Raw genomic sequence first — 13,396 nt, 5'->3', positions numbered from 1 at the left:
CTAAAATCATATTGGCCTGAAGCCGATTATAAAACATTAAATATCATGGCTGACAATATACTTACCAGTATTGCTCCAATAATATATGAAGAAATTAGACAGGCCATAGGTGAAAGAAAAAGGGAATATTGCTTAAAGAGAAAAAATAACAATTTGTAATTTATGTCTAAAAATTAGCGGCTATTATAAATAGTAGGCATAACAAGTGACTTAAATACTCTATTTATAGATTTGATACTTTATCCCGGTGGCGTAATTCTGCCGGGATTTTTTTATGATGAAGCATTTTTTCTTTGCTGCTGTTGCCGTTTAAGTTGTTCAAGCTTTAATCGATTGACGGGTTCAATTTTATTACCGTATTTTTCTTGAAGCATAGTTTCTATGTCTTGTGAGTTTAGATTATAACTTCGCACAATTATTAAGTCACCTCCGTTACAACTTAATATATCATGTTTGTGGTATATTATCCGTAGCTTATTGATGAATTGGGACGATGGTTTATAGAAAAATAAGTCTCGTTGCCGTGATGGGGACGGGCTTTTTCATTATAAAAACTGACTACTCAGTCATAATTTTGTCATACTTCTATTATAAACTTTAGATAATCAATGAATAGATAATTGATTATACATAATGGAGGGGCTAATTTTATGAAAAATATAGCAAAGAAAATAATCACTTACTCACTGTTGGCGGGTGTTATGCAATTCGGATTTAGCGCAACCGTATCACAAGCTTCGCCAAGAGACGATTGGCAGCAGCAACATAATGATCAGCAGTTTCAGGAAAATCAGCGGCATGAGCGGGAGATGCGGCGACATGGAAATGAGAATGAGCGGGATTGGCACGAACGCCAGCGCCAGGAAAACGAAAGGCATGAGCGTTATCTTCGGCAAGACAATGAACGGCAATATCGGAATGAGCTAGAAATGGAGCGGCATGAACGAGAGTTGCAAAGGCGCGAAGATGAGTCGTGGCAGGAGTGGAATGATAGGGCGTGGCTAGAAAATCAGAGACATGAAGATGCCGTTCGTCAAATTGAGATAGATGTGTTAGCGATGTTCTTGAATTAAAATGTTTGAGTCTAATGTTAATCCCCCGCCTGGCGTGTGCCGGGCGGGTTTGGTTTATACGATTATCCTGTTTTGTCCCCAGAAAGTCTTTTTACAATTATCCCCTCTCCTGGCCGATGGCTGGGGTAGGGGGTTAGTTTTACTTTTATCATCCATTCTTTTTTCCAGTAACCACCTGCGGAAAATCATTATTGATAAGCTCCATAACGGGGCTTTATTTTTTACCAGTTGTGACAAAGCCGTAACAATCATATACTATAATAAAATAGTAATTAGTAGATTGGAGGAATGGTAAAGTGAAAAAGAAGCTGACTGCTTTAATACTAGCGATATTTATATCTTCTTTCAGTGGGCTAGGATTAGTAAATGCTTCGCCCAATGATAGAGATAGGGATGAGCATCATCAATCAAATGATGATCGCGACCAAACCAGACATGATGATCGTGACCAAACCAGACATGATGATCGTGACCAAACCGGACATGATGATCGCGACCAAACCAGACATGATGATCATGACCAGCAATGGCATAATGATCACGACAAACAATGGAGAGATCATGATCGGGAATGGAGGGAGCACGATCGTGAATGGCACGAACATGATGGCGATCGGGATTGGCAAGAAAGACATGCGCATGAATGGAAAGACTGGTATCGTTGGCATCATGACAATGGTGATGACGGATTTGATAGTTTCTTAGCCGGCGTAATTGTTGGTGTCATTCTTGGCGGAGAACATTAAATAACGTAAATACTAAAGCCACTGTATCTTTATGAATGATAGTGGCTTTTTTCTATTCTTGCCGTTGGCTGGGGTAGACGGTTCTAATTTAATTCTAAAAATTAGCGGCTACAATTAAGCCATAATATTCAGAGTGGCTTAGCTGCTCTGTTTACATAGATTTGATACTTTATCCCGGCACAATGCTGCCGGGTATTTTACTTACTGCGAAAATAAATAATCCCCATACCCAGAAGGATAAGGGGATTATCAAAGCTTATTTTTTTTGGGCCCTGATTAAGTCTAGAATGCCGTCTTCGTGTATGATTTTAGATAATTCTTGTTTTTCATTTATCCATTTCATTTCTACTTTTTGAGGATCTAAATACTCAACTTGTAATCCCATGTTTTTAACATGTTGTTTAAATTCTTCATCCTCAGTCATTTTTTTTAGCCCTTCGGCAAGTTTAGCTTTTGCTTCTGGCGGTATATCCTTGGGTGCTGCTAGTCCAAACCAATTTTCAAATTCAATATTAAAATCTTGTTCCATTAATGTTGGTATATCGGCAAGACATGGATCATCAAGCCGATATTTACCTGTTACAGCTAATGCTCTTATAGTGCCATTGTCAATATGCGCCTTTACCACAGAAGGATTAACAATAGCAACCTGGACGTGTCCTCCAAGTAATGCTGTCAATGCTTCACCAGAACTTTGAAATGGAACTTGTTCGAGGTCAATACCGGATTCTTTATTAATCATTTCACCAATTAAATGAGGGAAAGATCCGATCCCACCATGACTAAATTTTAATTCACCCGGGTGTTCTTTGGCATAAGTAACTAATTCGCCTATACTTTTCCATGGTTGCTTTGATTGAATGACTACTATCCAAGAAGAACTTGTAATTTGCGCTAGGGGCTGTAACGCAGATATATAATTATACTTTGTCGTGCCATATATAGGTAATGTAATTAATTCAGCACCGGTCATTCCTATAGTATAGCCATCAGGTCTAGATGCTGCCAGTTCGTTCCAACCGTTTATACCTGCACCACCGGGTTTGTTGACAATTATCAGGGATTGCCCAAGGTATTTAGATGCATCTTTTTCGATAGTTCTAGCTGCTAGATCTTGTCCACCACCAACACTAAAAGGAACAATAATAGTAATTGGCTTTTCAGGATACTTATTGGCGCTATTTACCGCCTTATTTTGTATACCGCTGCAACCTCCAATCAATGTGGAAATCGTCATCAAACAGGCTACTAACAAAAATAAATGGTTTTTCCGCATATAACCACCTCCTGATTTCCAATATACTACATTTTACAGGAAATTCCTGCAATTATATGTAAAAAAGTACAAATTTTTACGTATAACACCGAAGATAAATTTATTGCCAAAAATATGTTATCAGGGGTGATTGCTATACTATGCAAGTCAGTAGATTTTATAGGCGGAGAAGTAGATTTGTTGCCGGGGGTTTTATGTGTTGGGACATAATTCTTCTTGGTTGTAAATGGGATGGAGCGTATAATCAACTCATGTCATAATAAAGTAGATTGCGTCCTCATAGCTCAGATGGATAGAGCAGTGGCCTTCGAAGCCATGTGTCGCAGGTTCGAATCCTGCTGGGGATGCCAACGCAATTAATGGCCGCCCTCTGCGGGGTGGCTTTTTGTTTATTCCCCGCCTGGCGTGTGCCGGGCGGGGGTATACTTTGCTTCAGTAGCATATAAATAATGTAGGCAACTTATTTGTCATGCTTTTATTTACACGGCGTTCTAGTGCCATGAATGCCATAGGTATCGTAGTTAAGACCCATCCAGCGGGTGCCCAGCATACCGCCGGGGTTTAAAATTTTATTGGCAATGGCATAGTTGCCGGAAGGGGTAGGGGTTGCCGGCTTGCCAATGCCGACCGGATACTGATGGACCGGATTGTTGCCGTCGAACAGGGTGAGCCGGCGTTGAGCTTTGGCAATCAGGATATTGCCGCGGGGCAGGGAAAAGTCAGCCCGCTCCGCGCTTTTTAAGACCGGGATTTCGCTGACAGGGGAATCCAGCAGGTGACAGTAGGTAAGAGGATCGGCGATGCCGGTAGCCGGCAAGCCGGCGGATTCCTGAAACAAAGCTACCGCCTCCCGGGTTTCGGCATCATATTCAACCTGCAGCACTCCTTTATACAGACCGCGGTTTTTTAATAACTGCTGCAGTCTGGGAACTAAGGGGTGTTTTTTATCTTCGCTGAAATTTATTTGGGATAAAGGGTGATCCAAATAAAGCTTGCGGATCTTCATAGCGTCGACCTCCTATAATGTTCTTTTAGCATAATCATTATATGGTGATAGTACTGGTTTGGTGTTTTTCCCGCCACTTTTTGCTAGAAGCAGACGGACGGAAAAAATGTATAAAGATATGCAATATCTGGTAAAGCTAGGCGTATAAGCTTTTCATATTCTCTGAGGGAGGAAGACATGGAGAAAACGAGAGCAGGAAATCTGGTCATTATCGGCGGGAACGAGGACAAGCAGGGAGACTGTCTGATCCTCCGCAAGTTCATGGAGATAGCCGGCGGCCGGCAGGCACGGATCGCCGTATTGACAACGGCTACCGAACTGCCCCGGGAAGTTGGCGATGAATACCGGAATTTATTTACTCAAATGGGTGCTGATAATGCTCCGGTTTTGTATATTACCAATCGGGAGTCGGCCAATGACCGTCATCAAATTCGTGAAATTGACAATGCTACCGGTATTTTTATTACCGGCGGCGACCAATTACGGCTGACCAGTATTTTGGGTGGCTCAGGCGTGGATGCCGCACTCCGGCGGGCTTTTTCCCGGGGAACGGTAATTGCCGGAACAAGTGCCGGAGCGTCGGTAATGAGTGATACCATGATCGTTGGCGGCGACTCCAGCGATACACCGAAAAAATTGACTTTGAGCATGGCCCATGGAATGGGATTATTGGCGGAAGTTGTCATTGATCAGCATTTCGCCCAGCGGGGACGGATTAACCGGCTGCTGGCTGCGGTGGCACAAAATCCTCATATTCTGGGGATCGGCATTGATGAAGATACGGCGCTGGTTGTGGAAGCGGGAGGCAAGTGTCAGGTGATTGGTTCTCAGACGGTAACCATTCTGGATGGCAAAAACATTATTCACTCCAATATATTTGAGTCAAAACGACAAGATCCTCTGGCGATAACCAATATGAGTCTGCATGTGCTGCCGTCAGGTTACGGCTATGATATTTCCCGGCGCATACCGTTTACGATTACCGGAAAACGGGAAGAACAGGCGGAGCCTGAACAAAACTATTAATACGGAACCCGTTTTTTCTGTGTTGGCCGCGTTCTCTGCGGTTCAAGAAATATATTTACTAATCATGCGATAGAGTCAAGGAGGCTTATTAATGGAAATTTTGTCGGTACGGACGCTGGAAGGGCCTAATATTTACAGCTTTAGCCCGGTACTGCGGGCAAAACTGGATATTGGACGGTATGATGATGTATCCAGTTCCGAGATCGAGGGCTTTAGCGAGAAATTATTGGCGTTGCTGCCCGGTTTGCAGGAACATCACTGCTCCTGCGGCTGTCCGGGAGGTTTTGTGCTGCGGCTTAAGGAAGGAACGTATCTGGCACATATTTTTGAGCATACGGTCCTTGAACTGCAATGCATGGCCGGGGATGAGATTAACTTTGGTAAAACGCGGCAGGACGGCCGTCCCGGACTTTACCAGGTAGTGGTTGCCTATCGTTCGGCGGCATTGGCCCGGCAGGCTGTTTATGAATCTTGCCGGTTATTAACGGCGATTTTGCAGCACCAGTCCTTTGATGTTGCGGCCGGAGTCGCCAGGATAGTACAGGCCGGTGATCAGGATAAGCTGGGGCCCAGTACAGAAGCCATTTATCAGGCCGCTTTGGCCCGGGACATTCCGGTGAACCGGCTGGAGAATGAAAGTTTGCTGATTTTGGGGTATGGCCGGCACTGTCAGCGGGTATGGGCGACATTGACCAGTCGTACCAGCGCTTTGGCCACTGATTTGGCCGGCGATAAGCAGCTGACAAAAAGAGTGTTGGAACAAGGCGGGATCATTGTGCCGTTTGGTACGGTTGTGACCAATGCTGTGGATGCGGTGGCGGCGGTTAAACGGTTAAACTGTCCGGCAGTGATAAAACCCCTCGGCGGCAATCAGGGCAAAGGTGTGACGATCGGCGTTACCGGAGCGGCGGAGACAGAGCGGGCTTTTCAGGATGCCAGCCGGTTTGATTCTCAGGTTCTGGTCGAAGAATACATTCCCGGACTGCAATATCGGCTTTGTGTGGTCAATGGTAAAATGGTGGCTGCCGCCGAGCGGATTCCGGCTTATGTGGCAGGCGACGGAAAGCACAGTGTAGCCGAACTGGTTGAGATTACAAATTGTGATCCCGGCCGGGGAGAAGGCCATGGCAAAAAACTGAGCAAAATTAAACTTGACAATGTGGCCATTGCAGTACTGGCGAAACAACAGCTTTCGCCCCAGGCAGTTCCACCGGCCGGACAAGTTGTGCGCATCCGGGACAACGCCAACCTCAGTACCGGCGGTACGGCGGTGGATGTAACCGACATTGTGCATCCGGCCAATAGCCGGCTGGCCGAATGGGCGGCTCAGCTCATCGGACTTGATGTGGCCGGGATTGATCTGGTGGCCAGGAATATTACCCAGCCTATCGGCCGGGGGAACGGAGCGGTAATTGAAGTCAATGCCGCTCCCGGTATCCGGATGCATCACTATCCCTCAGCCGGCAAGCCGCGGGATGTGGGGGCTTGTATTGTTGATTCTTTATTTCCGGAAGACGAGACGGGGCGCATTCCGGTGCTGGCGATTACCGGAACCAATGGCAAGACAACCGTTACCCGGATGATCGGTCACGTTTGGCGGCAGGCCGGCTATAATGTTGGCATGACTACCACCGACGGTATTTATATCAATGATCGCTGTATTCTTTCCGGTGATACAACCGGGCCCGGCAGTGCCAGAATCGTGCTGACCGATTCCCAAGTGGATGTAGCTGTTCTGGAAACGGCCCGGGGCGGCATCATCCGCGGCGGCCTGGCTTTTGACCGGTGTGATGTGGGGATTGTTACCAACATTACGGAAGATCATTTAGGGCAGGATGGCATTGAAACGCTGGACGACCTGGCGTATATTAAATCCTTGGTGCCGGAAACCGTCCGGCCGGGCGGGTATGCTCTGCTGAATGCGGATGATCCCTGCGTTGCGGCAATGGCGCCCAGAATCCGGGCGGAAGTTGTGTACTTTAGTGTGGAACCGTCTAATGTCGTTGTTCGCCGTCATTTGGGGACAGGGGGAAAAGGCTTTTTTGTGAAAGAGGGTATGATATACGCTGCCTGCGGCGGTTTGGCCAGGACCGTTTTACCGGTCAATGAAATTCCGGCGACATTAGGCGGTATTGCGATCCATAATCTCCAGAACGCGGTGATTGCGGCGGCGGCCTGTTATTGTTCTAAAATACCCCTTTCCTATATCCGTCAGGGATTGTCCAGCTTTGCTCAAAATCCGGGACGGCTGAATCTGTTAACTTTAGGCGATTTCCGGGTATGCGTGGATTACGGACACAATCCGGCCGGTTATCAGGCACTCATCAGCACCATGCACCGCCTGGATGCGGCCCGGCTGGTGGGTGTGGTTGCCGCACCGGGCGATCGTCGGGATGATGTTACCCTGAACATCGGGCGGATTGCCGGCAGTGGTTTTGATTTTATTTACATTAAAGAAGACGAAGATTTGCGGGGCCGTAAACCGGGGGAAACGGCAGAACTATTGCGCCGGGGAATTTTGGACGCCGGCTTTCCGGTTGATCGGATCGTTACCGTTTTGCCGGAAAAGGCAGCAGTGACCCGTGCGTTGACGAATGCCAAACCTAGTGATTTGATTGTTGTTTTTTACGAGAAATATGACGTCGTTATGGCGGCGATTCAAGAATTTCGCGAACAGCTAATCTTGGATTCTGCTGAGTCTAAGGCTGAATATGAGACGGTAATCGCTGCCGAAGCAAAAATACTGTAAAAATATTGTTGGCAAATGCAGGCAAACACCGTTATAATATCGAATATATTATCTTCAGGTATTTTATCCTTTTTTGCCGGGAAACAATATAGCTTCGATGCGGAGGTATTGCCGAATGGAAAATGAAGTGAAGAGCCAACAGGAACTGCAATTGGTAATTTTCCAATTAGCCAAAGAAGAATATGGGCTACCCATTACTACGGTGCAGGAAATTAACCGTCTGGTTCCCATAACCAAGCTGCCTCAAACCGCTTCTTTTATGGAAGGAATTATTAATCTCCGGGGACGGATCATACCGGTTGTTGATCTTCGAAAACGGTTTCAGCTAGCAGTTGCCGAGCATACGGATGATACGAGGATTATCATTGTGGAAGTGAACGGGCAAACGGTGGGAGTTATTGTGGATTCGGTGAACGAAGTGGTGCGGCTGCGTGCCGACAGCATCGAACCGCCACCGCCGTCCTTTGTCCTGGATGCCCGTTATATTCAAGGTGTTGGCAAACTGGATGGCAGGCTGCTGATCCTGCTGGAGATCGACAAGATCCTGACTACAGAAGAAGAAATCGCTTTAAAACAAGTGAATGGTTGATGAATAGTGCTGACAGTAAACGCATACGGGAAAATAAATCTGGCTCTTGATATACTGGGGAAGCGTGATGATGGCTATCACGAAGTCGCCATGATTATGCAGACTATTGATTTGGCGGATACGCTGTATTTTTCTGAGCAGTCAGCCGGCATTTCCGTCAGTTCCGATGAACAGGAACTGGCCTGCGATCAGACTAATCTGGCTTATCGGGCGGCATCTTTGCTGCAAGAACGATTTTTTGTCAAGCAGGGTGTACATATTGAGTTGAAAAAACGGATTCCCTTGGCTGCCGGTTTAGCCGGCGGCAGTGCCGATGCCGCCGGGACTCTCATCGGTTTGAACCATCGTTGGCAGCTGGGAATGACGGTTGAGCAGCTGGCCGATCTGGGGGCTGTGCTGGGAGCGGATGTGCCTTTTTGTGTTCGGGGCGGGACGATGCTGGCAACGGGCCGGGGCGAGAAATTAAGCAGGCTGCCCCTACTGCCGTCTTGCTGGGCGATATTGGCCAAACCACGGATACAGGTCTCCACTGTCTGGGCCTATCAGCACTATCGGGCCGGTGCAGTGGAAAAGCATCCTGATATTCCGGCCATGCTGGCTTGTTTGGAGCGCGGTGATTTAAAGGGAATAACCGCCGGTCTGTGTAATGTGCTGGAGAGTGTAACTATACCGGTTCATCCGGAGATCGGCGAACTGAAACGGCAGCTGCAGGAATTGGGTGTGCGGGGTTGCCTTATGTCAGGCAGCGGCCCGACGGTTTTCGGTTTAACACCGGACTGCTGCCGGGCAAAAGCGGTTGCAGAAAAACTAAAGAAGCAAAGTGATGCTGTAATACTAGTTTCAAAGGTAGGTGGAGCAAATGGAACGTCGATTGCTGCCGATTAGACTGGATAGCTATCAACCTCTTAGAGAAGTAGTCTGCGAGACACTGCGGGAAGCAATTGTCAATGGAGTGTTGAAACCCGGCGAGCGTTTGATGGAGATTCAGCTGGCGGAAGAATTGGGGGTTAGCCGTACACCGGTGCGGGAGGCAATTCGCAAACTGGAACTGGAAGGCTTTGTGATTATGATACCGCGGCGCGGTACTTATGTGGCTGATCTTTCCATCAAAGATGTCAATGAAGTATTTGAGGTGCGTACTTCCCTGGATGTGCTGGCAGCCGGTCTGGCGGCGGAACGCATTACCGATGAAGAACTGGAGCAAATGGAACGGCTGTTAGTCCAGATTGGCGAATATATTGAACAAGGCGATATGGATAAAATAGTGGAAGCCGACAGTCAGTTTCATGATATCCTTTATCAGGCCAGTCGCAACGACAGGCTGGTAGGTATTATTAACAATCTGCGGGAGCAGTTAACCCGCTTCCGTTCTATGTCCATGTCTTATCCGGGACGGCTGAAGAACACACTGGAGGAGCATGGCCGGCTGGTGGAGGCTATTGCGGCCCGGGATGTTGAACTTGCCCAGCAATTGGCTACGGAGCATATGGAAAATTCGGAGCAGACGCTGTTGCTGGATATGAATGAGCGCAGGCAGAAAGTGGATGGAAAGTAACATTGGCATTCGCTTGACAAGCAGCAATCCAAATGGGAGGGTCGCAGTATATGTATGATGCCATTATACTGGCCGGCGGCGAAAATAGTAAATCGTTAAGCAAGTTTTCACCTCAGCCGTATGAGGCGATGATAGAAATTGCCGGTAAACCGATGGTGTCTTTCGTCGCTCGGGCTTTGTCCGACAGTCCTCATGTAAATAGGATCTTTGTTGTTGGTCCGATCAAGGAACTAACGAACTGTGATTTTCCTGCGGAGGCAGTGCTTGTGGAAGGCGGGCAAACGATTATTGAGACTATAAAAATCGGTATGAAAGCCTTGAACCATCAGCATAAAGTTTTGGTGACAACCGCCGATATTCCTTTGTTAACTCCGGAAGCAATTGAGGATTTTCTGCTGCAATGCAGCAAAATAGAGGCTGATCTATATTATCCTATTGTCACCCGTGATGTGAATGAAAAACATTATCCGGGGAATAAGCGGACCTACGTTCGGTTGAATGAGGGAACGTATACCGGCGGCAATATTTTTTTGGTGGATCCGGCCATTGTACCCCGTTGTGTGGCCGTTGCCGAACGGATTATCGCTAACCGGAAAAATCCCGTTAAATTAGCCTGTATTTTAGGCTGGAGTTTTGTCTTCCGGTTTTTACTGGGGTGTTTGAGCCTGACGGCGGTAAAAGAACGGGTAACTGCCCTGTTGAAGATTTCCGGTGCGGTTATTCATTCCGAATACCCAGAGTTGGGCATTGATGTTGATAAACCCAGTGACTTGGAATTGGTTCGGTCGGTCTTTTTAGCTCAGGCATAATTCACTTGTAGCAACATATGAAAAACAACAATGCAGCCTTAAGGCTGCATTGTTGTTTTTCATATGTTGCTGTGAGCCAACAGCCGCACAGCTTTTTTTCAGAATAATTTTCGCCGCAGCAGGAATTGCTAACTAGACAGAGAAACTGAATAAAAATGCATTGAGACAGAAAAACATTCGGTAATAGACAGACAATGGGGGCTGGGAAATGAATAAAGTACGGAGAGTTGAGCGGATTGCGGCGTTGACCAAACTGCTGACCGATATGCCGGGACGCCTCTTTTCGCTGGGCCATTTCAGCGAGGTGTTCGGTGCAGCTAAATCCACAGTAAGCGAGGATTTGGTGACGATAAAACAATCGTTGCAGCAATTTGGGTTAGGAACGCTGGAAACGGTATCCGGCGCTTCCGGCGGCGTGCGCTTTCTGCCGTATCGAGGCAAAGAAGCGGCTGACCGGTTGCTGTCTGATTTGGCTTTTCAACTGGAGAAACCGGAGCGGATTATTCCCGGCGGCTATATTTATATGACGGATTTATTGTTTACAGCCAATCTGATGGTACCCATTGGCGAAATCTTTATGAGCAAGTTTTCCCATTTGTCGCCGGATTATATCATGACGATTGAGACAAAAGGGATTCCTTTGGCATTGGTGACAGCCCGGGCTTTTGATCTGCCGCTGGTAGTGGTGCGCCGGGGCGGGAAGGTAACGGAGGGACCGTCGGTCAGTATCAATTACGTCAGCGGCTCATCGAAGCGGATTCAGACGATGTCGCTGCCCAGAAGGGCGATTTCCGCCGGGTCCAAGGTGCTTGTTATTGATGATTTCATGAAAGCCGGCGGCACCGCTCAGGGAATGGTGGATTTGGCCCGGGAAGTGGAGGCTGAGGTGGTGGGTACCGGCGTGCTGGTAGCCACGGCCGATCCGGAAGAAAAATTAGTGGAAGATTATCTGGCCCTGCTTATTTTATACGGCGTGGATCAGCATACTAAGAAGACCGATATACGGCCGGCGGCGCTGTAACAGTGAAACTAAGGAGGGCATCGCGATGGAGAAAAATATAGGTTTGGCAGATATTGAACAGGCATATGCTGCACTGCGGGGGGTCGTTCACCATACGCCATTGGATCGAAGCCGTACTTTCAGTAACATGGCCGGCTGTGATGTTTACTTAAAATTAGAGAATTTGCAAAAGACCGGCTCCTTTAAAATTCGGGGCGCTTATAATAAAATACGTACCTTAACGGACAGGGAAAAGGCGAAAGGAGTTATTGCGGCATCGGCCGGCAATCACGCTCAGGGCGTGGCTTTTGCCGCCGGAATGGCTGGTGCCAGGGCTACCATCGTTATGCCGGAAGTGGCGCCGCTGGCCAAAAGCATGGCTACCCGGGGTTATGGGGCAGAAGTTGTGTTAAAAGGGCTGGTATACGACGATGCGTTTCAACAGGCCCAGGAACTGCAGGAGCAGACCGGACAAACCTTTATTCATGCTTTTAATGATCCGGCGGTGATTGCCGGACAGGGTACGGTCGGTTTGGAAATTTTGGAATCCCTGCAGGATGTGTCTTCAATTGTTGTGCCTGTGGGCGGCGGTGGCCTTATCGCCGGAATCGCCATGGCAGTAAAGGAGACATCACCTCATGTGAAAATTTACGGAGTGCAGGCACAGGGAGCGCCGGCGATGTATATGTCGAAGCGGGCCCGCGAGATTCGTACAACACCGGAGGCGGCGACGATAGCGGACGGTATTGCCGTAAGAACGCCTGGAAATTTAACCTTTGGAATTATTGATAAATATGTGGACGACATCGTTGTTGTGGATGATGAGGCTATTGCCGGGACGATTCTCCTGTTATTGGAACGGGCGAAGCTAGTGGTGGAGGGCGCCGGAGCGGTTAGTCTGGCTGCCATTCTTCAGCATAAAATTCCCGGGGCAGGCAAGGTAGCCGGGGTGATTTCCGGCGGGAATATTGATGTAAACTTTATCTCCCGGATTATTGAGCGGGGGCTGGTGAAAGCCGGCCGACGGATCAAGCTTTCGGCAATGATTCACGACCGTCCCGGGGTACTGCAGCATCTGCTGAATGTAATTGCTCAGTTGCAGGCCAATGTCATCAGCGTCTATCATGACCGGGTGGAACAAAATGTGCCGATTGGGCAGGCACTCGTGGAGATTAGCCTTGAAACCAGGGATGCCATGCATACGGAACAAATATTAAACAGCCTCCGACAGGATGGCTGCAACGCGAAAGTAATCTAAAATGGCTATGAGCTATGAGCTATGAGCTATGAGCTATGAGCTATGAGCTATGAGCTATGAGCTATGAGCTATGAGCTGTCATCACGAGGCGTTAGCCGTGGCGATTTCACGCTGGATAGGCGAATGCGGCCGGGAGATTGCTTCGCTGGCGCTCGCAATGACAGAATTTAGTGCTATGAGTCAAGTACCAAAACTGTTTGAATTTACTGTTTTCTTTTTAATGCAGGAATTTAGCTTATACTGTCGAAAGAAATTATGTTTTACTCTGTCATTTTCCAATATGATTTAACTTGGCCTATGCCAAGATGA

The 13,396-nt window shown here is 47.7% G+C and carries 13 protein-coding genes and 1 tRNA gene; 12 read left to right on the top strand and 2 right to left on the bottom strand.

The window, feature by feature from the left end; genetic code table 11:
• Positions 1-650: 650 nt before the first annotated feature.
• Both ABFC84_05310 and ABFC84_05305 read left to right on the top strand, forming a co-directional pair.
• A complete protein-coding gene (locus ABFC84_05310; protein ID MEN6412172.1) occupies positions 651-1,073 on the top strand; it encodes a hypothetical protein in 423 nt (140 codons plus the stop codon).
• Between the two features lie 296 nt (positions 1,074-1,369).
• Complete coding sequence (locus ABFC84_05305) at positions 1,370-1,819, top strand: hypothetical protein (protein ID MEN6412171.1); 450 nt, start codon at positions 1,370-1,372, stop codon at positions 1,817-1,819.
• A gap of 256 nt (positions 1,820-2,075) precedes the next feature.
• Here the strand turns inward: ABFC84_05305 and ABFC84_05300 are convergent, their stop codons facing one another.
• A complete protein-coding gene (locus ABFC84_05300) occupies positions 2,076-3,095 on the bottom strand; it encodes a tripartite tricarboxylate transporter substrate binding protein (GenBank protein ID MEN6412170.1) in 1,020 nt (339 codons plus the stop codon).
• A 273-nt stretch (positions 3,096-3,368) separates the two neighbouring features.
• On the opposite strand from ABFC84_05300, the gene ABFC84_05295 reads away from it, so the two are divergent.
• Positions 3,369-3,445, top strand: a tRNA-Arg gene (locus ABFC84_05295).
• Positions 3,446-3,570: 125 nt separating this feature from the next.
• Here ABFC84_05295 and ABFC84_05290 read toward each other — a convergent pair.
• Positions 3,571-4,101 (bottom strand): L,D-transpeptidase family protein, encoded by a 531-nt coding sequence (locus tag ABFC84_05290; protein ID MEN6412169.1) that lies wholly within the window; start codon positions 4,099-4,101, stop codon positions 3,571-3,573.
• Positions 4,102-4,278: 177 nt separating this feature from the next.
• On the opposite strand from ABFC84_05290, the gene ABFC84_05285 reads away from it, so the two are divergent.
• The 9 genes from ABFC84_05285 (at position 4,279) to ABFC84_05245 (ending at position 13,376) form a co-directional block, all read left to right on the top strand.
• Positions 4,279-5,127 (top strand): cyanophycinase, encoded by an 849-nt coding sequence (locus tag ABFC84_05285; GenBank protein ID MEN6412168.1) that lies wholly within the window; start codon positions 4,279-4,281, stop codon positions 5,125-5,127.
• A 91-nt stretch (positions 5,128-5,218) separates the two neighbouring features.
• Positions 5,219-7,876, top strand: a complete 2,658-nt coding sequence (gene cphA / locus ABFC84_05280; protein MEN6412167.1) for a cyanophycin synthetase — start codon at positions 5,219-5,221, stop codon at positions 7,874-7,876.
• A 115-nt stretch (positions 7,877-7,991) separates the two neighbouring features.
• Positions 7,992-8,465: a chemotaxis protein CheW gene (locus ABFC84_05275; protein MEN6412166.1), complete on the top strand. Its 474-nt coding sequence runs from the start codon at positions 7,992-7,994 to the stop codon at positions 8,463-8,465.
• A gap of 6 nt (positions 8,466-8,471) precedes the next feature.
• Positions 8,472-9,350 carry a 4-(cytidine 5'-diphospho)-2-C-methyl-D-erythritol kinase gene (ispE, locus tag ABFC84_05270; protein ID MEN6412165.1) on the top strand — a complete coding sequence of 293 codons (879 nt, stop codon included), beginning with the start codon at positions 8,472-8,474 and terminating at the stop codon, positions 9,348-9,350.
• The gene (locus ABFC84_05265; GenBank protein ID MEN6412164.1) at positions 9,325-10,020 is read left to right on the top strand and encodes a GntR family transcriptional regulator; all 696 of its coding nucleotides are present in this window, start codon (positions 9,325-9,327) and stop codon (positions 10,018-10,020) included. The genes ispE and ABFC84_05265 overlap by 26 nt, the downstream gene beginning before the upstream one ends.
• 50 nt (positions 10,021-10,070) lie before the next feature.
• A complete protein-coding gene (locus ABFC84_05260) occupies positions 10,071-10,829 on the top strand; it encodes a nucleotidyltransferase family protein (GenBank protein MEN6412163.1) in 759 nt (252 codons plus the stop codon).
• A 208-nt stretch (positions 10,830-11,037) separates the two neighbouring features.
• Positions 11,038-11,850 carry a pur operon repressor gene (gene purR, locus ABFC84_05255; GenBank protein ID MEN6412162.1) on the top strand — a complete coding sequence of 271 codons (813 nt, stop codon included), beginning with the start codon at positions 11,038-11,040 and terminating at the stop codon, positions 11,848-11,850.
• 25 nt (positions 11,851-11,875) lie between these two features.
• Positions 11,876-13,087 (top strand): threonine ammonia-lyase, encoded by a 1,212-nt coding sequence (ilvA, locus tag ABFC84_05250; protein ID MEN6412161.1) that lies wholly within the window; start codon positions 11,876-11,878, stop codon positions 13,085-13,087.
• A 70-nt stretch (positions 13,088-13,157) separates the two neighbouring features.
• The gene (locus ABFC84_05245; GenBank protein ID MEN6412160.1) at positions 13,158-13,376 is read left to right on the top strand and encodes a hypothetical protein; all 219 of its coding nucleotides are present in this window, start codon (positions 13,158-13,160) and stop codon (positions 13,374-13,376) included.
• Positions 13,377-13,396 lie beyond the last annotated feature (20 nt).

The sequence above is a fragment of the Veillonellales bacterium genome, from assembly GCA_039680175.1.
Classification (GTDB): Bacteria; Bacillota; Negativicutes; order JAAYSF01; family JAAYSF01; genus JBDKTO01.
This window is presented reverse-complemented; position numbering and strand designations above follow the sequence as displayed.

Coding starts and splice junctions, on each gene's coding strand:
- ABFC84_05310 (MEN6412172.1), top strand. CDS start 651: ATGAAAAATATAGCAAAGAAAATAATCACTTACTCACTGTTGGCGGGT.
- ABFC84_05300 (MEN6412170.1), bottom strand. CDS start 3,095: ATGCGGAAAAACCATTTATTTTTGTTAGTAGCCTGTTTGATGACGATT.
- ABFC84_05290 (MEN6412169.1), bottom strand. CDS start 4,101: ATGAAGATCCGCAAGCTTTATTTGGATCACCCTTTATCCCAAATAAAT.
- ABFC84_05285 (MEN6412168.1), top strand. CDS start 4,279: ATGGAGAAAACGAGAGCAGGAAATCTGGTCATTATCGGCGGGAACGAG.
- cphA (MEN6412167.1), top strand. CDS start 5,219: ATGGAAATTTTGTCGGTACGGACGCTGGAAGGGCCTAATATTTACAGC.
- ABFC84_05275 (MEN6412166.1), top strand. CDS start 7,992: ATGGAAAATGAAGTGAAGAGCCAACAGGAACTGCAATTGGTAATTTTC.
- ABFC84_05265 (MEN6412164.1), top strand. CDS start 9,325: ATGGAACGTCGATTGCTGCCGATTAGACTGGATAGCTATCAACCTCTT.
- ABFC84_05260 (MEN6412163.1), top strand. CDS start 10,071: ATGTATGATGCCATTATACTGGCCGGCGGCGAAAATAGTAAATCGTTA.
- purR (MEN6412162.1), top strand. CDS start 11,038: ATGAATAAAGTACGGAGAGTTGAGCGGATTGCGGCGTTGACCAAACTG.
- ilvA (MEN6412161.1), top strand. CDS start 11,876: ATGGAGAAAAATATAGGTTTGGCAGATATTGAACAGGCATATGCTGCA.
- ABFC84_05245 (MEN6412160.1), top strand. CDS start 13,158: ATGAGCTGTCATCACGAGGCGTTAGCCGTGGCGATTTCACGCTGGATA.